The 18,201-nt window shown below is 72.0% G+C and carries 16 protein-coding genes and 1 tRNA gene; 3 read left to right on the top strand and 14 right to left on the bottom strand.

Features of this window, described 5'->3' with window-relative positions; translation table 11 throughout:
• Positions 1 to 33: 33 nt before the first annotated feature.
• From ACTJKO_RS03360 to ACTJKO_RS03350, 3 genes are read right to left on the bottom strand one after another with little or no spacing between them, the layout of a single operon-like run.
• Complete coding sequence (locus ACTJKO_RS03360) at positions 34 to 954, bottom strand: hypothetical protein (RefSeq protein ID WP_440685649.1); 921 nt, start codon at positions 952 to 954, stop codon at positions 34 to 36.
• Between the two features lie 43 nt (positions 955 to 997).
• Entirely contained in the window at positions 998 to 2,113 is a 1,116-nt protein-coding gene (locus ACTJKO_RS03355; RefSeq protein ID WP_440685647.1) for a tRNA (adenine-N1)-methyltransferase, read from the bottom strand.
• Positions 2,110 to 2,820, bottom strand: a complete 711-nt coding sequence (locus ACTJKO_RS03350) for an HAD family hydrolase (protein ID WP_440685645.1) — start codon at positions 2,818 to 2,820, stop codon at positions 2,110 to 2,112. The genes ACTJKO_RS03355 and ACTJKO_RS03350 overlap by 4 nt, the downstream gene beginning before the upstream one ends.
• Before the next feature lie 167 nt (positions 2,821 to 2,987).
• On the opposite strand from ACTJKO_RS03350, the gene ACTJKO_RS03345 reads away from it, so the two are divergent.
• On the top strand, positions 2,988 to 3,917 hold the full coding sequence (locus ACTJKO_RS03345) for a proteasome assembly chaperone family protein (RefSeq protein WP_440685643.1): 930 nt from the start codon (positions 2,988 to 2,990) through the stop codon (positions 3,915 to 3,917).
• A 191-nt stretch (positions 3,918 to 4,108) separates the two neighbouring features.
• Here the strand turns inward: ACTJKO_RS03345 and mshC are convergent, their stop codons facing one another.
• From mshC to ACTJKO_RS03330, 3 genes are read right to left on the bottom strand one after another with little or no spacing between them, the layout of a single operon-like run.
• Entirely contained in the window at positions 4,109 to 5,353 is a 1,245-nt protein-coding gene (mshC, locus tag ACTJKO_RS03340) for a cysteine--1-D-myo-inosityl 2-amino-2-deoxy-alpha-D-glucopyranoside ligase (protein WP_440685641.1), read from the bottom strand.
• Positions 5,350 to 6,180, bottom strand: a complete 831-nt coding sequence (locus ACTJKO_RS03335; RefSeq protein ID WP_440685639.1) for an undecaprenyl-diphosphate phosphatase — start codon at positions 6,178 to 6,180, stop codon at positions 5,350 to 5,352. Before ACTJKO_RS03335 ends, mshC begins: the two co-directional genes overlap by 4 nt.
• 59 nt (positions 6,181 to 6,239) lie before the next feature.
• Positions 6,240 to 7,556 (bottom strand): M20/M25/M40 family metallo-hydrolase, encoded by a 1,317-nt coding sequence (locus ACTJKO_RS03330; RefSeq protein WP_440685637.1) that lies wholly within the window; start codon positions 7,554 to 7,556, stop codon positions 6,240 to 6,242.
• 198 nt (positions 7,557 to 7,754) lie between these two features.
• Here ACTJKO_RS03330 and ACTJKO_RS03325 point away from each other — a divergent pair.
• Positions 7,755 to 7,840, top strand: a tRNA-Leu gene (locus ACTJKO_RS03325).
• Between the two features lie 86 nt (positions 7,841 to 7,926).
• Here the strand turns inward: ACTJKO_RS03325 and ACTJKO_RS03320 are convergent.
• The 8 genes from ACTJKO_RS03320 to ACTJKO_RS03285 all read right to left on the bottom strand — a co-directional run bounded on the left by ACTJKO_RS03320 (position 7,927) and on the right by ACTJKO_RS03285 (position 17,365).
• Entirely contained in the window at positions 7,927 to 8,508 is a 582-nt protein-coding gene (locus ACTJKO_RS03320; protein ID WP_440685635.1) for a hypothetical protein, read from the bottom strand.
• Between the two features lie 23 nt (positions 8,509 to 8,531).
• On the bottom strand, positions 8,532 to 9,671 hold the full coding sequence (locus tag ACTJKO_RS03315) for a zinc-dependent alcohol dehydrogenase (protein ID WP_440685633.1): 1,140 nt from the start codon (positions 9,669 to 9,671) through the stop codon (positions 8,532 to 8,534).
• 96 nt (positions 9,672 to 9,767) lie between these two features.
• Complete coding sequence (locus tag ACTJKO_RS03310) at positions 9,768 to 11,255, bottom strand: HD domain-containing protein (RefSeq protein WP_440685631.1); 1,488 nt, start codon at positions 11,253 to 11,255, stop codon at positions 9,768 to 9,770.
• Between the two features lie 115 nt (positions 11,256 to 11,370).
• Complete coding sequence (locus ACTJKO_RS03305) at positions 11,371 to 12,699, bottom strand: NAD(P)/FAD-dependent oxidoreductase (protein WP_440685629.1); 1,329 nt, start codon at positions 12,697 to 12,699, stop codon at positions 11,371 to 11,373.
• A gap of 32 nt (positions 12,700 to 12,731) precedes the next feature.
• Positions 12,732 to 12,941, bottom strand: coding sequence for a hypothetical protein (locus tag ACTJKO_RS03300; RefSeq protein WP_440685627.1), 210 nt, complete (start codon positions 12,939 to 12,941; stop codon positions 12,732 to 12,734).
• Positions 12,942 to 12,951: 10 nt separating this feature from the next.
• Positions 12,952 to 14,877 (bottom strand): DEAD/DEAH box helicase, encoded by a 1,926-nt coding sequence (locus ACTJKO_RS03295; RefSeq protein ID WP_440685625.1) that lies wholly within the window; start codon positions 14,875 to 14,877, stop codon positions 12,952 to 12,954.
• Positions 14,878 to 14,894: 17 nt separating this feature from the next.
• Entirely contained in the window at positions 14,895 to 16,148 is a 1,254-nt protein-coding gene (gene dinB / locus ACTJKO_RS03290; RefSeq protein WP_440685623.1) for a DNA polymerase IV, read from the bottom strand.
• 59 nt (positions 16,149 to 16,207) lie between these two features.
• Positions 16,208 to 17,365, bottom strand: coding sequence for an acyl-CoA dehydrogenase family protein (locus tag ACTJKO_RS03285; protein ID WP_440685621.1), 1,158 nt, complete (start codon positions 17,363 to 17,365; stop codon positions 16,208 to 16,210).
• 23 nt (positions 17,366 to 17,388) lie between these two features.
• Between ACTJKO_RS03285 and ACTJKO_RS03280 the strand changes: the two genes are divergently transcribed.
• On the top strand, positions 17,389 to 18,183 hold the full coding sequence (locus tag ACTJKO_RS03280; protein ID WP_440685619.1) for an SGNH/GDSL hydrolase family protein: 795 nt from the start codon (positions 17,389 to 17,391) through the stop codon (positions 18,181 to 18,183).
• Positions 18,184 to 18,201: the final 18 nt, after the last annotated feature.

Raw genomic sequence — 18,201 nt, 5'->3', positions numbered from 1 at the left:
CCCGCGCCGCCGTCAGTGGATGGCCGGAGTGGGTCAGCTCGAGAGCTTGCCGAGCACGTCGATCACGTACGCGTAGGCCGTGCCCTGCTGGTGGACGATCGCGAGCACCTGGTCGCCGACGCGGTGGCCGAGGATGGCCTTGCGCACACCCTCCTGCACCTTGCCCTCGGCGAGCGGGACGGTCTGGGCACCCGATCCGTCGGTCCAGCTGGAACCGGCGACGGACGCGTCCGCACCCCGGGCGCCCCAGGTGACCGCGGTGAACTTGATGAGCGCGGTGTCCTTCGCGCTGAGCTCGGCGCCGTGTCCCTTGCGGAGCAGATGCGTCTCGTCGGAGGACGGAGCGTTCCACGACGGGATGGTGATGCCCGGTGCGCCCGACGGGGCGAGCACGACGGCCGGCATCTTGTCGCCCGCGAGCTGCGGGGTGCCGGTGGCACGGGCGTCGAACGCGCGCTTGACGTCGATGACCGCCACGACGGCGTCCTCGGTCTTCGACGACGAGGTGCTGGTCGTGGAGGAGCTCAGGGCGCTCTTCGGCAGCGCGACGGCGAGGCGGTCCCCGACGTGCGCGCACTCGAGCGACGCTCCGAGGGCGCCGTAGTTGTCGGCCCCGGCGGTGATCGGTGCGGTCTGCCCCGAGTAGCCGCTCGACTGCGCGACCTCGCCGGTGGCGCCGTCGACGAGCGTGTACTCGATGAGGACGGGGGTGCCGTCCTCGATCTCGCGCCCCTCGCCCTGCTTGAGGACCGAGACCTGCGTGCCCTTGGTCGTGAGGCCACTCGGGACCGTGACCTTCGGCTCCTTGCCGAACGCGCCGGTGGCGGTCACCGCCTCGGAAGCGGCCCCCGGAGCGGCACAGCTCGACGGCGTGGTGCCGGCCCCGCTCGCCGCGCACCCGGTGAGTGCTGCGGCGAGGCCGATGGTGACCAGGAGTGCGGGGATGGTGCGCACGGACCCTCTTTCCGTTCGATGCAGGACGGGCACGGACCGTAGCCTACCGGTCGTCCTCAGCAGGCTCGTCCGTCCGCTCCGGGCCGTCGGTCGCGGGCACGCCGGCCCCCGCCGTGGGCGCGCCGGCCTCGGCTGTGGGCACGCCTGCCTCGGCCGCGGCGACCTTGCGGGCCTGGGCCGCCGCCTGACGAGCCACCTTGCGGAGCTTCTTGTCGCTGGCGGACCGCTCGCCGACCGCGCCGGGCGTCCACGCCTCGATGTCCTCGTCCGAGAACTCGGCCTTGCCTGCGCGGCGCTTGAGGTTCGGGAGGACCACGCCGTCCGCCAGTCGACGAGCGGTCACGAGGAACCCGGTGTGCCCGACCATGCGGTGGTCCGGCCGGACGGCCAGCCCCTCGACGTGCCAGGTGCGGACGAGGGTCTCGCTCGACTGCGGGTCGGTGAAGCGCCCGGTGTCGCGGAGCGCCTCGGCCGTGCGGGACAGCTGCGTGACCGTGGCGACGTAGCAGACGATGAGGCCGCCGGGCACGAGTGCGTCCGCCGCGGCGTCGACGCACTCCCACGGGGCCAACATGTCGAGCACCACCCGGTCGACGCTCTGCGGCTCGGTGGCGTCCGGGAGTTCCTCGACGAGGTCCCCCACCGTCACCGACCAGTTGTCCGGGACGGCGCCGAGGAACGTGCCGACGTTGCCCCGGGCGATCGCCGCGAACTCCTCACGACGTTCGAAGGACTGCAGCTGACCGGTCGGCCCGATCGCGCGCAGGAGGAAGAGCGAGAGTGCGCCGGAACCGACACCGGCCTCGACCACCCGGGCCCCCGGGAACACGTCGGCGAAGGCGACGATCTGGGCGGCGTCCTTCGGGTACACGATCGCGGCGCCGCGCGGCATCGACATCACGTAGTCGTTCAGCAGCGGACGGAGCGCGAGGTACTCGTCGCCGGTGGTGGCCCGGATCACCGAGCCGTCGGGCTGTCCGATCACGTCGTCGTGCCGGAGCACGCCGCGGTGCGTGTGGTACTCGCCACCGACCTCGAGGGACAGCGTCGTGAGCTTGCCCTTCGGACCGGTCAGCTGGACACGGTCGCCGGCGCGGAACGGACCGCGGGGCGGCGTGTGGGGAGCGCCACCGACGGTGTGCGGGAGCGTGTCGGTCATCGTGCGACCTCCTGGGTGCGGGCGGCCAGCGCCGGGGCGGTCAGTTCGATGAGACGGTCGACGTCGACGTCCGCGAGGGTGGTCAGGTGCACGTCGCCGCCGGCGATGTCCGACAGCGGGACGATGTGCTCGACCGCCACGGTGACGGCTCCGGACGCCACGGCCGACGCGACGCCGGTCGCCGAGTCCTCGATGGCGACACACGCGGTCGGGTCGACGCCGAGCTGCGCCGCGGCGGCCAGGTAGGCGTCCGGGAACGGCTTCGGGCGGTCGACGTCGTCACCGGCGACGACGACCCGGAACCCGCGCTCGCCGAGCGCCTCGGCCGCGACCAGCGCCATCTTCCGCCGCGACATGGTCACCAGGGCGGTCGGGATGCCACGTTCGTGCAGACCTTCGATGAGCTCGCGGGCACCCGGCCGCCACGGCAGCTCACCGGCCAGGAGGCGCACCATGACGTAGTCGGTCATCCACTGGACGATCTCCTCGACCTCCATGTCGACGCCCTTGTCGCGGAGGATCTCGCCCGACCGCTCGAGGCCGCTGCCGACGAGCGACAGGCCGTCCTCGTGCGTCCAGCGGGCACCGTGCAGCGCGGTCAGTTCCACCTGGGACTGCTGCCAGATGGGCTCGGTGTCGATGATCGTGCCGTCCATGTCCCAAAGCACGGCTGCGGGCGGGACGAGGGACGAGGGATGCGCGGTCACGGGCGACGAGTCTACCGGGGCGGTTCCGCGCACCGCTGTTCCGCTCACCGCGGACGCGCGGGCGACAGGACGCCCCACGGCCCTATCCTTGTGGCTGCGAATCGTGTCCGGTCGTGTGCGGCCGCAGCGCTGCACCCGCCCCGCTCCACCACCAGGAGGTCCCGTCCGTGCCACAGCACTCCCCCTTCAGCGACGGCCGACTGCTCGTCGTCGCGTTCGAGGGCTGGAACGACGCCGGCGAAGCGGCGAGCGGTCTCGCCAGACGCATCGTCGAGTCACTCGCGCTCGACGAACTGCGCGAGCTCGACGGTGAGCGGTACGTCGACTACCAGTTCAACCGCCCGACCGTCGGCTCCGACGAGAGCGGCGCGCGTGGCATCCAGTGGCCCCGGATCGTGCTGTACGGCCCCGGCGCGGAAGGGCGCCCCGTGATCGGTGCCACCGGCTCCGAGTCGGAGCGCGACGTCTTCGTCCTCGTCGGTCCGGAGCCGTCCCGCACGTGGCGGGGGTTCTGCGCCGAGATCATCGACCTGGCGGACGTGTACTCGATCGACGCGGTCGTGTTCGTCGGGGCCATGCTCGCCGACGTCCCGCACACGCGGCCGATCTCGGTCTTCGTGTCGAGCGACAACGCCGGCGTCCGAGCGGCGTTCGACGTCGATCGCTCGTCGTACGAGGGTCCGACGGGGATCCTCGGGGTGCTCGCCGACGCCATGGACAAGGCCGGGCTCACCACCCTCTCCCTCTGGGCCTCCGTCCCGCACTACGTGCACAACTCGCCGTCGCCGAAGGCCACGCTGTCGCTGCTCGACAAGATCGAGGAGCTCACTGACGTCACCGTCCCCCGAGGCTCGCTGCTCGACGACGCGACCGAGTGGGAGGAGGGCATCGACGCCCTCGCGGCCGATGACGAGGACATGGCGACGTACATCGGGCAGCTCGAGCAGGCGCGTGACACGGTCGACTCGCCCGAGGCGTCGGGTGACGCCATCGCGCAGGAGTTCGAGCAGTACCTCCGCCGTCGGGAGCGCAAGGACGGCAAGGACGGCGGCACCGCCGGAGGCGAGGGGTTCCGTCCGCCGCAGCCGCCGCAGTAGGAGGTCGCGGGCGCGGCGCGGTTCTCGTCGCACGACGTGCCGCTCAGGTTCGGCGCCGACGGCACGTCGTGCGACCGCAACGACCGCAGGCGGCTCGTCGTGCGACCAGAACGACCGCCGACGGCATGTCCTGCGACCGGAACGGAACGGAACGGGACCGATCCCGCCGGCCCGGCCCCCGCGGCCGCCGCTCAGGCCAGCCGGATGCCGAGCAGGGCGTCGATGAGGTCGACCAGCGCCGGCGTGACCGCCGTCCCCCCGGCGATCGCGGTGTCGACGGCCGCGACCGCTCCGGGCGTGTCGAGGTCGTCGGCGACCCGCGCACGCACGCGCGCGATCACGTCGTCCGCATCGTCCACGTGCCCGGCGTCGGCACCACTGGCCCACGCGTCCCAGGTCGCCAGACGCGTCGTCGCACTGGTGAGCTCGGTGTCGAACCACTCCCAGTCGTCCGAGTACTTGTGGGACAGCAACGCCAGCCGGATCGCCCGCGGATCCGCTCCGTCGTCGAGCAGCCCCCGCACGGTGACGAGGTTGCCGAGCGACTTCGAGATCTTCTCGCCCTGGTAGGCGATCATCCCGGTGTGCACGAACGCGTTCGCGAGCGGCTGGTGCGCCAGGGCCGCCGCGTGCCCTGCGCTCATCTCGTGGTGCGGGAAGACCAGGTCGCTGCCGCCGCCCTGCACGCTGATGGGCAGGCCGAGCTTGTCGCCCGCGATGACACTGCACTCGATGTGCCATCCGGGGCGACCGGGACCGACGACGGTGTCCCACGAGGGTTCCCCGGCACGGGCCGCACGCCACAGCAGTGGGTCGAGCGGATCGCGCTTGCCGGGGCGTTCCGGGTCGCCGCCCCGTTCGGCCGACAGCGCGGTCATCGTCTCGCGATCGAGGCCGCTCTCGTCGCCGAGCGCCCACGCCTCGGTCGGGCGGTTCACGTCGAAGTACAGGTCGTCGCCCTCGGAGTCGGCGGTGGGCACCTCGTACGCGTAGCCGGTCTCCTGCAGGAACGCCACGGCCTCGGCGACCCGCTCGACCTCGTCCGTCACGGCCACGTAGTCGTCCGGCGGGAGCACCCGCAGTGCCTCCATGTCGCGGCGGAACAGGTCGATCTGCGACGCCGCGAGCGCACGCCAGTCGACCCCGTCGCGGGCCGCCCGCTCGAGCAGCGGATCGTCGACGTCGGTGGTGTTCTGCGCGTACTCGACCTCGAGACCCGCGTCACGCCAGGCCCGCCCGAGGGTGTCGAACGCCAGGTAGGTCGCCGCGTGCCCGAGGTGGGTCGCGTCGTACGGGGTGATGCCGCACACGTAGAGCGCCGCTCGCTCCTCGCCGCGCGTCGGGTCGATCGGCTTGCCGGAGGCCGTCTCGTGCACGACGGGACGCGGACCTGCGCCGGGGACGGTCGGGACGGACGGGGCCTGCCAGGCCCTCACGGCTGGATCACTCCGAGCGACAACAACACGATCAGAACGATACCGAGTGCGATCCGGTAGACCACGAAGGGCAGGAAGCTGCGCTTGCTGATGTAGTTCATGAACGCCGCGATCACCACGAACCCGACGACGAAGGCGACGACCGTGGCGACGACCGTGTCGACGACGCCGAACGGCGCGCCGGTGTCACCGAGGCTCGTGGCGGCCTCGTACAGGCCGGACAGGAAGACCGCGGGGACGGCCAGGAGGAACGCGAAGCGTGCCGCCGCAGGTCGCGTGTACCCGAGGGCGAGCCCCATCGACACGGTCGCGCCGGAGCGCGAGACGCCCGGCACGAGGGCGAGCACCTGCGCCAGACCGATGAGGATGCCGCCGCCGAACGTCATGTGCTCGATGCGCCGGACCTTCCTGCCGACGATGTCGAGCACGCCGAGCACGATGCCGAACACGATGAGCACGATCGCGACGATCCACAGCGACCGGAAGGTCGTCTCGATCGAGTCCTGCAGGACCAGGCCCGCGATGCCGATCGGGATCGTCCCGATGATCACGAGCCAGCCCAACCGCGCGTCGGGGTCGTTGCGCGGGACCGTCCTGCCCGACAGGGAACGGAACCACCGGCCGATGATCCGGGTGATGTCGCGCCAGAAGTAGATGAGCACCGCGGTCTCGGTGCCGAGCTGCGTCACGGCGGTGAACGCGGCTCCGGGGTCCTGCGCGTCGGGCAGGAACAGCCCGACGATGCGCAGGTGCGCGCTCGACGACACGGGCAGGAACTCGGTGAGTCCCTGGACGAAGCCGAGGAAGATCGCCTCGAGGATGTGCATCGGGCCGGCCTTTCGAGAGGTCTGTCAGAACACCGCCACGAGGGCGACCATCAACAATATCAGTACGTGGCGAGCAGGTCGCCGAGCACGCGTCGACCGAACGCGAGAGCGTCGAGCGGCACGCGCTCGTCGACGCCGTGGAACATCGCCGGGAAGTCCACGTTCGCGGGCAGCTGCAGCGGTACGAACCCGTAGCCGGCGATCCCGAGCGTCGAGAGCGCCTTGTTGTCCGTGCCGCCCGAGAGCAGGTAGGGCAGCACCGGGGCACCCGGGTCGTGACGTCCGAGCACGTCCCGCACGGCGTCGACGAGCGGGCCGCCGAAGTCCTGCTCCAGCCCGATGTCGCGGAACGACATCACCACCTCGACGTCGTCGCCGGCGAGTTCGCGCACCCGAGCGAGGACGGACTCCTCGTCGCCCGGGAGGCACCGGATGTCCACGAGCGCCTCGGCCTGGTCGGGGATCACGTTGTGCTTGTAGCCGGCGGAGAGCACGGTCGGGTTCGACGTGGTGTGCAGGGCCGCGTGGATGAACCGCGACGCCGACCCCGTCGCGAGGGCCACCTCGTCCGGCCCGGTCACGGTCGGGTCCACCCCGAGGAACCGTGCGACCGCGGCCACCATCGCGTCCGTCGTCGCCGAGAGTCGGACCGGCCACTCCTCGCTGCCGATCCGCGCGACGGCCGCCGCGAGCTTCGTCACCGCGTTGTCCCGGATCACGTGGGAACCGTGCGCCGCCGTGCCCGTCGCGACGAGCTTGATCCACATGAGGGCCTTCTCGCCCGTCTGCAGGAGGTACGCGCGGCGGTCCCCCAGCGTGATCGAGTACCCGCCGACCTCGCTGATCGCGGCGGACGCGCCGGCGAAGACCTCCGGGTGCTGCTCGACGACGTGGTGCGAGCCGAGGACGCCCCCGGCCTCCTCGTCCGCGAAGTACGCGATCACGAGGTCCCGCTCGGGCGCGCCCTGCTGCTCGATGACGTCCGACAGTGACGTGAGCATCATCGCGTCCATGTTCTTCATGTCGACCGCGCCCCGACCCCAGAGCATGCCGTCCTTGACCTCGCCGCCGAACGGGTCCACCGACCAGTTCGCCGGGTCCGCGGGCACGACGTCGAGGTGGCCGTGCACGACGAGCGCCGGCTTGTCGCGGTCACGTCCGGGCACGCGCGCCACGACGCTCACACGGTCGGGCTCCGACTCGAACAGCTGCGGCTCGAGTCCCAGCCGACGGAGTTCCGCCTCGACGTAGTGCGCGGCCTCGGTCTCACCGCGGGACTTCCCCTCGCCCCAGTTCGTGGTGTCGATGCGGATGAGGTCACGGGCGATCGCCGCGGTGGCCTCGAGGTCGGTGCGCGTCGCCTCGGGGTTCGTCATGCTGCCACGGTACCGGTCCCCCCGGGCCCGCCCGTGAGCGGGGACGCCCGACGGAGCCGGAACGCCCCGACACCTCGGGACGCGCCCGGGATGCGCGGCCGTGTTCATCGGGCGTTCAGAGCCGTGCTAGTGTCTTCTCTCGGCAGGAACGCCGGGGAAACAGCCCGGAACGACTGCTGACAAGTGAATGAACACCCTGTCCGGGTGGCGGAATTGGTAGACGCGCTAGCTTGAGGTGCTAGTGCCCGTATTAGGGCGTGGGGGTTCAAGTCCCCCCTCGGACACAGGAAATGGGATGCCCCTGGCCTTTCGGCCAGGGGCATTTCCTGTTGTTCCTCCCGGCGAGTGCCGCCCCGCTTCGCTCGGGGCGTCAGCGGCGACGGAGCCGACGGACGAGCAGCACGGCCCCGCCGAGTGCGGCGAGCCACCCCCAGTTGGCGACGAGCGGATCGAGCAGCCCGTGCCGCCAGTCTCGACGCGAGGAGCCGAGGCGCGACGCCACCGGGTGCTTCCCCCGCTCGGCACGCACGCCGGTCTCGCGGATCACCCGGTCCGGGCGTCCGTGCAGCGCATCCGACACCCGGTGCGTGGCCACGTCGATGCGGTCACCGACGACGAGCAGCATCCAGTGCGCCAGGCGCCCCTCGCTGAACCGGCGGTACGCGTACCGCTTGACGACTCCCGCCAGACCGGCGAGCGGCTGCGCGGTGCCGAACGCCGGCGTGACGTGTGCGTGCTCGATGGAGCGTTCCCGGTGGTCGGCTCCCGGCTGCTGCTCGGGGACGTCCCAGTGTGCCCCGCTGGCGAGGCCCACCTCGCGGGACAGCTTCGGGACCGACGGGCGGTCGGCCAGGTCGAGGTCGCTCCCCCATCCGGGGATGCGCTCGCGGAGCTCAGCGGCCGACGGGACGCGGCGCGGCGGGTCGGCGATGTACGGCGTGTGATCGGACACGGGATCTCCTGCGGTGGTCGGGCTCACGGGACGACGACGGTCTTGATGCAACCGTCGAGCTTGGACGAGAAGAGGTGGTACCCCTCCGCGATGTGGTCGAGCGGGATCCGGTGCGTGATGATCTCGCTCGGCTTGAGGTGGCCGGCCTGGATGTGCTCGAGCAGCCGCGGCCACTGCCGCTTCACCGGCGCCTGGTTCGTGTGGATCGTGATCCCCTTGTTCATGGCGTCCCCGAACTTCACGGCGCTCGGGATCGGTCCGTAGGCGCCGACCGCTGACACCGTGCCGCCCTTGCGGACGCCGTCGATCGCCCAGTTCAGCGCGGTCGGCGAGCCACCCTGGAGCTTGAACTTCGACGTCGTCACCTGCTGGGTGAAGTTGCCGTCCGCCTCGGCACCGACGGCGTCGATCACACTGTCGGCCCCGAGGAAGTCGGTCTGCTGCTTCATCTCGAGCACGACGTCGTCCACCTCGGCGAAGTTGATCGTCTCGGCGTGCGCGAACGTCCGTGCCTTCTCGAGCCGGTACTCCAGCTGGTCGACGACGATCACCCGCCCGGCACCCATGAACCACGCTGACTTCGCGGCGAAGAGCCCGACGGGTCCGGCGCCGAGCACGACGACGGTGTCCCCCTCACGGATCGACGCGAGCTGTGCGCCGAAGTACCCGGTGCTGAGCGCGTCGGTCATGAGGAGCGCGTCCTCCGGGTCGAGCCACTCCGGGATGACCGAGGGACCGACGTCGGCGAACGGGACGCGGACGCGCTCGGCCTGGCCGCCGTCGTAGCCGCCGGTGGTGTGCGAGTAGCCGTAGATGCCGCCGACGGCCGTCGCGTTCGGGTTCACGTTGTGGCAGTTCGAGAACAGGCCGCGGGCGCAGAACCAGCAGGACCCGCAGTACACGTTGAACGGCACCATCACCCGGTCTCCGACGGCGAGGCGTTCGACCGACGACCCCACCTGCTCGACGACGCCGATGAACTCGTGCCCGAAGGTGTGGCCGACCCGGGTGTCGGGCATCATGCCGTGGTAGAGGTGCAGGTCCGAGCCGCAGATCGCGGCCCGTTCCACCCGGACGACGGCGTCGTTCGGGTGCTCGATCCGGGGGTCCGGCTTCTCCTCGACGCGGATCCGGTACGGCCCGCGGTAGGTCATGGCGCGCATGTGCGCTCCTCTCGCTCGTGACCACCACAGTCGACCTCACCGGGTGGGTGCCGACACACAAAGGACGGGAGGCGCGGCTCCGGCCCCCGGCCGCGCTCACGCCGAGGACGTCCCGTCCGACACGAGACGACTCTCGAGCCAGCGGCGAGCCGCCGCGCGGTCGTCGAACGCACCGTCGTCCTGCGCGTCCGCCGCCTCGGCGAGCAGCGCCCGGACCCGCGGACCGGGCACGAGTCCGGCGGCGACGAGGTCCCGCCCGGTCAGGAGCGGCTCCCGGCGTCCCGCGACGGCGTCGCCGGACATCACCTCGAACCAGGACCACGCCGGGCTCCGGCTCGACGCCGCTCCTCGCCCGCGCGCATCCGCCTCGCACACCCGAGCCCAGGCCCTCGCGGTGTCGAGCGAGCCGCCCAGCCGCCGCAGCAGCCGTCGCGCGGCGGCGACGGTCGGGGGTGCGCCGTTGGTCGAGTGGGCGACCATGTGCTCCCGCACGATGCCCGCGACGGTCTCCACGACGACCCGAGGAGCTCCGACGCGCCGCAGGAGCGCGCGGGCGGCGACCGCGCCCGTCACCTCGTGTCCGAGGCTGCGGATCCGCATCCGGCCGTCCTCGTCCCGCTCCTCGCGGGTACCGTCGCCCGCCTTGCCGAGGTCGTGGAGCACCGCCGCGAGGACGACCACCACGCGCTCGTCGCCGACCACCCCGTCCGCCGTGCAGGCGCGCGCAGCCGCCTCACCCGAGAGCCCCAGGTGCACGTGCACCGGGCCCTCCGGGTGCCACCGGGGGTCCTGCGGCACGTCCCGCACCGCGGCCAGCTCCGGGAAGTGCCGTTCCCAGTCCGTGGCGTGCAGGACGTCGAGCGCTGCGGCGACGTGGTCACCGTCCGTGAGCTTGCGGAGCTCCGGCCACACGCGTTCCCGCGCGATCTCGGGGAACCGGTCGCTCAGCGAACGAGCGAGCTCGATCGTGCCGGGGTGCACCGCGAACGAGGACCGGGCGACGAACTGGACGGCGCGCAGGACCCGCAGCGGGTCGTCGGCGAACCGGTCCGACGTGTGCCGCAGGACGCCGGCGAAGGCGTCGTCGACACCGCCGACGGCGTCGAGGATCACGTTCGCGGCAGGGTCCCAGGCGACGGCGTTCACGGTGAAGTCCCGCCGGGCGGCCGAGGCGGAGACGGCGTGGTCGAGGGCGTCGGAACCCGCGACGACCGCGACGTCGACGTGGGTGCCGTCGTGGACCACCTTGAGGACCTCGAACCGTGCACCGGCGGCCACGACCACGAAGCCCGCGTCGCGGAGCGCGTCGGCGACCGCAGGCGTGTCCGGCCCGCCGTGCAACTCCACGTCGACGTCGGTCCGTGCACGGTGGGGCACGGGCCGACCGGCCTCGCGGAGCAGCAGGTCACGGACCGTGCCGCCGACGACGAGCGGGGTGCCGAGGCCTCGGAGCACGTCGAGCACTGCGATGGCCGGGTCGGTCAGCCGCAGTGCGCGGTTCGGGTCGACGGGACCGGGGCAGCGGTGCACGCGGTCGACGCGGGCCGAGCCGCAGCGGGAGCAGGTGGATGGGGTGGTGGACACGGGCGGGACCGTCCTCGCGGGACCTCCGTGCGCGAGCACCGAGGGAGTCAGTCTGCCGCACGGACGGCGCGGACGCGACCCCGGTGGTCGCACCAGGGGGATGACGGACGGGCGTCTAGGACTTGGTGACCTCGACGAAGGCGCGACGCGGGTCGGTCTCCTTGATGAGCGAGGTCGCGTCGCGACCCGAGACGGCGCCGGTGACCCAACCGATGACGATGCGGGCCTTGCGGTTCAGCGTCGGCATCGCGTACACGTGGTACGCGCGGTGGGCGAGCCACGCGAGCAGGTTCGTCATCTTGATGCCCTTGATGTTCGCCGCGCCCTTGGCGACACCGTACGAGGCGACGGTGCCGATCGAGGGGTGGCGGTACTCCTCGAGCGGCTTGCCGGTGATCGTGGCGACCACGTTGTCCGCGGCGACGACCGCCTGACGCACGGCGTTCTGCGCGTTCGGCGGGTAGTAGGCCGGCTGCTTCTCGGCCGTGAGGTCGGGCACCTGCGCGACGTCGCCGAGCCCCCAGACGCCCGGGACGACCTCGTGCGTGGCCTCGTCCTCGACCTGGAGCTTCGCGTTCGCGGCGAGGTGTCCCTTCGGGCCCCGCGGCAGGTCGGAGGCGTCCAGGAGCGGGTTCGGCTTGACGCCTGCGGTCCACACGATGAGGCCGGAGGCGAACTCGTCGCCGTCGGAGAGCTTCACGACGCCGCCCTCACAGCTGGGCATCGTGGTCTTGAGGCGGACGTCGATGCCGCGGGCGCGGAGGGACTCGAGGGTCCACTTCGACAGGTCGGGACCGACCTCGGGCGCCACGCGGTCGAGGGCGTCGATGAGGACCCAGCGCGGGTGCTCGCCCGCGAGCGACGGGTACGTCTTGATGGCGGCCTGCGACACGTCGAACAGCTCGCCGATCGCCTCGACGCCGGTGTACCCGCCGCCGATGAAGATGCTGGTGAGGAGGCGACGACGCTCGTCCTCGTCGCGGGTGGCAGCTGCCTTCGCGATGTTGTCGAGCAGCTTCGCGCGGACGTAGGCGGCTTCCTCGACGCTCTTGAAGCCGACTCCGTACTCCTCGAGACCGGGCGTCGGGAAGGTGCGCGTGACGGAGCCGAGCGCGACGACGAGCTGGTCGTAGCCGAGCGTGCGGTCGTCGCCACCGGCCGTGGCGACCGACACGGTCTTGTCCTTCGAGGAGATCGCGGTGACCTTGCCCTGGATCACGCGGGTCTTGCGGAGCGCGCGGCGCAGCTCGACCGTGACGTCCTTCGGCGCGATGTGGCCGCCGGCGACCTCGGGCAGGAACGGCAGGTACGTGTAGTACGTGTTCTGGTCCACCAGCGTGATGCGCATCGGCACGGTCGCCGCGTGCTTCTGGAGCTGCTTGACGGTGGTGTAGCCAGCGGAGCCGCCGCCGAGGACGAGGACGTGAGGGATGGAGTCTGCCATTGCTCCGGTCTACCGGAATCCGGCTTGGTGTGTCATGAGTTCCGCGGCCTGTCGCGGAGCCGCCACCACGCGGTCTCGGCGAGGTCGAGGCCCGTGTAGACGCCGTGGGCGGTCCGTCGGGCCTCCGTCAGGGAGAACCGACGCAACCGGTACCCGCCGCCGAAGCGGTCGATGATCGCCTCCGGCGAGGACTCGGCGTCGCGCTTGACGTACCAGGTGCGGTCGTCGACGGACTCGATCACCGGCGTCGGCTCACCGTCGACCGCCGATCCGGGAGCGCAGGATGTCGATGCGCTTCTGGATCTGCTCGGTGCTCGCCTGCGCGACGGCCGGACCACCACTGATCCGGCGCAGCTCGGCGTGGATGGCACCGTGCGGCTCGTTCGAGTGCCGGGACCAGATCGACACGAGCCGGTGCAGCTCGGACCGCTGTTCCTTGATGGTCTGGTACAGCGGACGGTTCTCCTGCTCGGCGGACTTCGGCAGACCGGTCTTCGGTGTGCGTCCCTTGGCCCGCTTCGCCTGGGACGCCTGCCGCGCGCGGAGCAGGTCCCGCACCTGGTCGGGTTCGAGCAGGCCGGGGATGCCGATGAAGTCGAGTTCCTCGAGCGAGCCGACCTCTCCCCCGCTGCCGAACTCGCCGCCGTCGTAGAGCACGCGGTCGAACGACGCCTGCGAGTCGAGCGCCTCGAACGGCTGGACCTCGAGCAGGCTCTCGGACGCGCGGTCCTCCTTGTTGGCCTCGGCGACCATCGCGTCTTCCGGGTTGTACATCCCGTCGTCGGCGTCCTTCGGGCGGTCGAGGGCGTGGTCGCGCTCGAGTTCGAGGGATGCTGCGAGGGCCATCAGCCCGGGCACGCTCGGCAGGAACACCGACGCGGTCTCGCCACGGCGTCGCGCACGCACGAAGCGACCGATCACCTGGGCGAAGAACAGCGGCGTGCTCGCGCTCGTGGCGTACACGCCGACGCAGAGTCGTGGGACGTCGACGCCTTCCGACACCATGCGGACGGCGACCATCCACCGGGAGGTGTCCTCCGAGAAGGCCTGGATCCGGCTCGAGGCGGCGGCCTCGTCGGAGAGGACCACGGTCGGACGCTCGCCGGTGATGCGCTGCAGGATCCGGGCGTAGGCGCGGGCGGTCGTGGTGTCCGTGGCGATCACGAGACCACCGGCGTCCGGCACGCCGCGCCGGACCTCGGTCAGGCGCTTGTCGGCGGCGGAGAGGACCGCCGGCATCCACTCGCCCTCGGGTGAGAGGGCGGTGCGCCACGCCTGCGCGGTGATGTCCTTCGTGACCTGCTCACCGAGGGACGCCGACATCTCGTCGCCCATGCGGGTCTTCCAGCGCATCTGCCCGGCGTACGCCATGAACAGGACCGGACGGACCACGCCGTCCTTGAGTGCGCGTCCGTACCCGTAGTTGTAGTCGGAGATCGAGGTGCGGATGCCCTGCTCGTCGGGCGCGTACTGCACGAACGGGATCGGCGCGGTGTCGGACCGGAACGGTGTGCCGGAGAGCGACAGCCGGCGGGTGGCCCCGGAGAAGGCTTCGCGGATGCCGTCGCCCCAGGTGAGGGCGTCCCCGCCGTGGTGGACCTCGTCGAGGATGACCAGCGTCTTGCCGCCCGCGGTGATCTTCTGGTGGACCTCGGGGTTCATCCCGACCTGGGCGTAGGTGATCGCGACGCCCTGGTAGTGGCGGCCGAACATCCCGTCGCCGTTCTTGAACATCGGGTCGATCCGGATGCCGACCCGGTCGGCGGAGTCCGCCCACTGCCGCTTCAGGTGCTCGGTCGGGGCGACCACGACGATGCGGTCCACGGTGCCGCGGGCGAGGAGCTCGGTCGCGAGCCGGAGCGCGAACGTCGTCTTGCCGGCGCCCGGGGTCGCCGCGGCGAGGAAGTCACGCGGCTCGGTCTCGAAGTACTTCGTCAGCGCCTCGACCTGCCAGGCGCGCAGCTTCGACGCCGTACCCCACGCCGCCCGGTCGGGGAACGCCGGCGACAGGTGCTGGACGGCGGAGTTGCCGGCCGCCTCGGCAGCGGCGACGGCGTCGTCGTGGGTCGCGGCAGCCGTGCCGTCCGGATCGGCGGCACCGGCCGCTGCGCTGTCGTCCCACAGGGCCGCGGGCTGGTCCCCCGCCCCTGGCTGATCGGTGTACTCGGCTGCGCTCACTTCGGACGATTCTACCGTCACCCGCCGTCCTGCCGAGCGTGCGGGACGTGCCCCTCGGGCGCGCCGCGGACCAGCGACGCGGGGCGCAGCACGCCCGCGCCGAACCGGGCAGACACCGCGTCGATCGTGGTCTCGGTCTCCCGCCACGGCGCGTCGTCGTCCCAGAGCGCATTGCTCGCCGCCGCCGGCACGAGGTTCTCGCCCCGCACCCCGATGAGTCGGATCCGGTTGCCCGGCCGGTGCAGTACGTCGTACAGCTCGACGGCTTCGCGGTGCAGGCGCTTCGCGACGTCCGTCGGTTCGGCCAGTGTCCTCGAGCGGGTCAACGTGCTGAAGTCCGTGTACCGCACCTTCAGCGCCACGGTGCGCGCCTGGACGTCGGCGCGGCGGAGACGGACGGCGACCTTGTCGGCGAGGCGGAGGAGTTCACGGGCCACGTCGTCACGCTCCGTGAGGTCGTGGCCGAACGTGACCTCGTGCCCGATGGACTTCTCACCGAGGCCGCCGCTCTCGACGGACCGGGGGTCGCGTCCCCAGGCGAGGTCGTGCAGGCGCTGCCCGCCGGCCGGCCCGAGCGCGGACACGAGGGACGCGAGCGGGGTCGTCGCGAGGTCGCCGACGGTCCGGATGCCCCGCCGCTCGAGCGTCTCCTGCGTCTTGCCGCCGACGCCCCAGAGCGCCGACACGGGCTGGGGGTGCAGGAACGCCACGGTGTCGGCCGCGGGTACGACGAGCAGACCGTCCGGCTTCGCCCGGCTCGACGCGAGCTTCGCGACGAACTTCGTCGACGCCGCACCCACGGAGCAGTGCAGGCCCGTCTCGGCGAACACGGCGGCACGGATCGCCCGGCCGATCTCCCACGGGGTGCCGTACAACCGCACCGCACCCGCGACGTCGAGGAACGCCTCGTCGATGCCGAGCTTCTCGACGCGGGGTGTGAAGCGGTCGAACACGGCCATCACGGCGGCGGACTTGTCGCGGTACTTCTCGAAGTGCGGCTCGACGATGATCGCCGACGGGCAGCGGCGCTTGGCCACCGCCATCGGCATCGCGGAGTTCACCCCGTACTTGCGTGCTTCGTACGTGGCGGCCGTCACCACCGACCGGTCGGAGTCGTGCCCGACGATGACCGGGAGTCCGCGGAGGTCCGGCCGGTCGAGCAGCTCCACCGAGGCGAAGAAGGCGTCCATGTCGACGTGGAGCACGGTCGCGGTCAGGTCGTCGACGGGTGCGTCGGACACCAGCCGGTTGCGTCCGTCCTGCTTGCTCACACGCCGATGATGCCAGCCGCCACCGACATCCCCGGCCGGACCCGTCCCGGCACGACGGCTCAGTCCGGGAGCGGCCCCAGCACGCTGGTGGCGATCGTCCGGGCCGCGGAGTCCCGCGACGACGGGTGGTACTGCCCCGCCCGCACGTCCCGCGCCAGTCGGGCGAGCTCCGACGTGGTGCGGTAGGCCCCGCCACCGACCACGCGCATCGCCTCGTCCACCACGTGCTGGGCTGTGTCGACCGCCCGCGCCTTCGTGCCGACGAGCAACGGGAACCACCGCGCGCCGAGGTCGTCGAGTTCGTCCACCGATCGCGCCAACGACGACACCTGCAGCTCGACGGCGTCGACCGCACCCCGTGCGTCGGCGACGGCCCGACGGACGTCCGGGTCCTCCGCCCGCGGCGTGCCGTCGAGTGCCCGGCGCTGACGCACGGCCGCCACCGCGAGGTCGATCGCGCGCTCGGCGATGCCGACGTAGACGGACGCGACGAGGAGTTCGAACGCGGCGAAGACGCCGAACACGAGCGGGTCCTGGTTCGGCCCGACCGGCAGACTGCGCACGATCCGGTCCGTCGGCACGTGCACACCGTGCAACCGCGTCGTGCGGCTCTGCGTCGCCCGCATGCCCAGGGTGTCCCAGTCGTCGAGGTGCTCGACGTCACCGTCGGACCGCAGCACGAAGCCGTGCACGAGCCGGGGCTCGGCACCGCTGGCGTCCTTGCCGAACACGCTCAGCACGTCCCACGCCGGCGCGAGGGAGGTGAACACCTTCGTCCCCGTGAAGCGGTAGCCGCCCGCGCCGTCCGGGTCCGCCGTCGTCGTCGAGTCGAACAGCACGGCGTCGTTGCCGGGCTCGCTCACCCCGAACGCGAGCAGGTGGTCGTCCGCCGCGTGGTCGGTGACGGTCTGGAGGAACGACCCACCCCGCGCGGTGACCGCGCGCGCCGCCTGCACCCAGACCTGGTGCATCCCGAGCCCGAGCGCCGTCGCCGGTGCGGCCTGCGCGAGCCGCCGCTGGACGGCGGCGGTCGCCGCCAGCCCGAGGTCGGCGCCGCCCTGCTCCTCCGGCACGCCCAGCCGGAGGTACCCCGCGGCACGGAGCTCGTCGAGGTCCTCCGCGCAGAACGCGTTGTCCGCGTCGTAGCCGGGCGCGCGAGCGGCGATCCGTTCGAGCAGGTCGTCGGGGAGGCTCTCGGCGGGGTTGGCCTTCGTCATGCCACGAGACTATGGTCCGAGGCGTGTCAGATCGTCATCCGTGGTCCAGGTACGTCGCGATCGGTGACTCGTTCACCGAGGGGATCGGGGACCCCGACCCCACCGTGCCGGGCGGCAACCGCGGCTGGGCGGACCGGGTGGCCGAGGTGCTGGCGAACCAGTCGGACGACTTCGCGTACGCCAACCTCGCGATCCGCGGGCGTCTCCTCCAGCAGATCATCGACGAGCAGGTCGAGCCGGCACTGGCGCTGCGACCGGACCTCGTCACGGTGTCCGCGGGCGGCAACGACATCATCCGACCGGGCTCCGACCCCGACGAACTCGCGGAACGGGTCGACACCATGGTCGAGCGGCTGCGGAGCGACGGCGCGACCGTGGTCCTGTTCACCGGACCCGACGTCGGCATGACGCCCGTGCTCGGGATGGTGCGCGGGAAGACCGCGATCTACAACGAGAACCTGCACGCGATCGCGCTGAAGCACGGCGCCCTCGTCGCGAACATGTGGGCGCTCCGGGTGCTCCGCGACCCGCGGATGTGGGCGCCGGACCGCCTGCACCACTCCCCGACCGGTCACGCGACGGTGGCCGCCGCCGTGCTCGACACGCTCGGCGTCCAGCACGGGCTCGAGCCGTTCAACCCGGAGCCGCTCGAGGCCAGGCCGTGGCGGGAAGCCCGCGCCGAGGACCTCGGCTGGGCGCGCGAGTACCTCGTCCCGTGGGTCGTCCGGCGCATCAAGCACACCTCCTCCGGCGACGGTGTCACGCCCAAGCGTCCCGAGCTGCAGGACGTCGTCGAGCACAAGGCCGACACGCCGTAGCCCTCCGGAGCCCGGCGC

Source organism: Curtobacterium sp. 22159, from assembly GCF_052045775.1.
GTDB lineage: Bacteria > Actinomycetota > Actinomycetes > Actinomycetales > Microbacteriaceae > Curtobacterium.
Note: the sequence above shows the minus strand (reverse complement) of the source record. Positions and strands in the feature narration are given on the sequence as shown.

Excerpts from the sequence above, each read along its gene's own strand:
- ACTJKO_RS03355 (WP_440685647.1), bottom strand. The coding sequence starts at position 2,113 with ATGACCGACACGCTCCCGCACACCGTCGGTGGCGCTCCCCACACGCCG.
- ACTJKO_RS03335 (WP_440685639.1), bottom strand. The coding sequence starts at position 6,180 with ATGCACATCCTCGAGGCGATCTTCCTCGGCTTCGTCCAGGGACTCACC.
- ACTJKO_RS03330 (WP_440685637.1), bottom strand. The coding sequence starts at position 7,556 with ATGACGAACCCCGAGGCGACGCGCACCGACCTCGAGGCCACCGCGGCG.
- ACTJKO_RS03315 (WP_440685633.1), bottom strand. The coding sequence starts at position 9,671 with ATGCGCGCCATGACCTACCGCGGGCCGTACCGGATCCGCGTCGAGGAG.
- ACTJKO_RS03305 (WP_440685629.1), bottom strand. The coding sequence starts at position 12,699 with ATGGCAGACTCCATCCCTCACGTCCTCGTCCTCGGCGGCGGCTCCGCT.
- ACTJKO_RS03285 (WP_440685621.1), bottom strand. The coding sequence starts at position 17,365 with ATGACGAAGGCCAACCCCGCCGAGAGCCTCCCCGACGACCTGCTCGAA.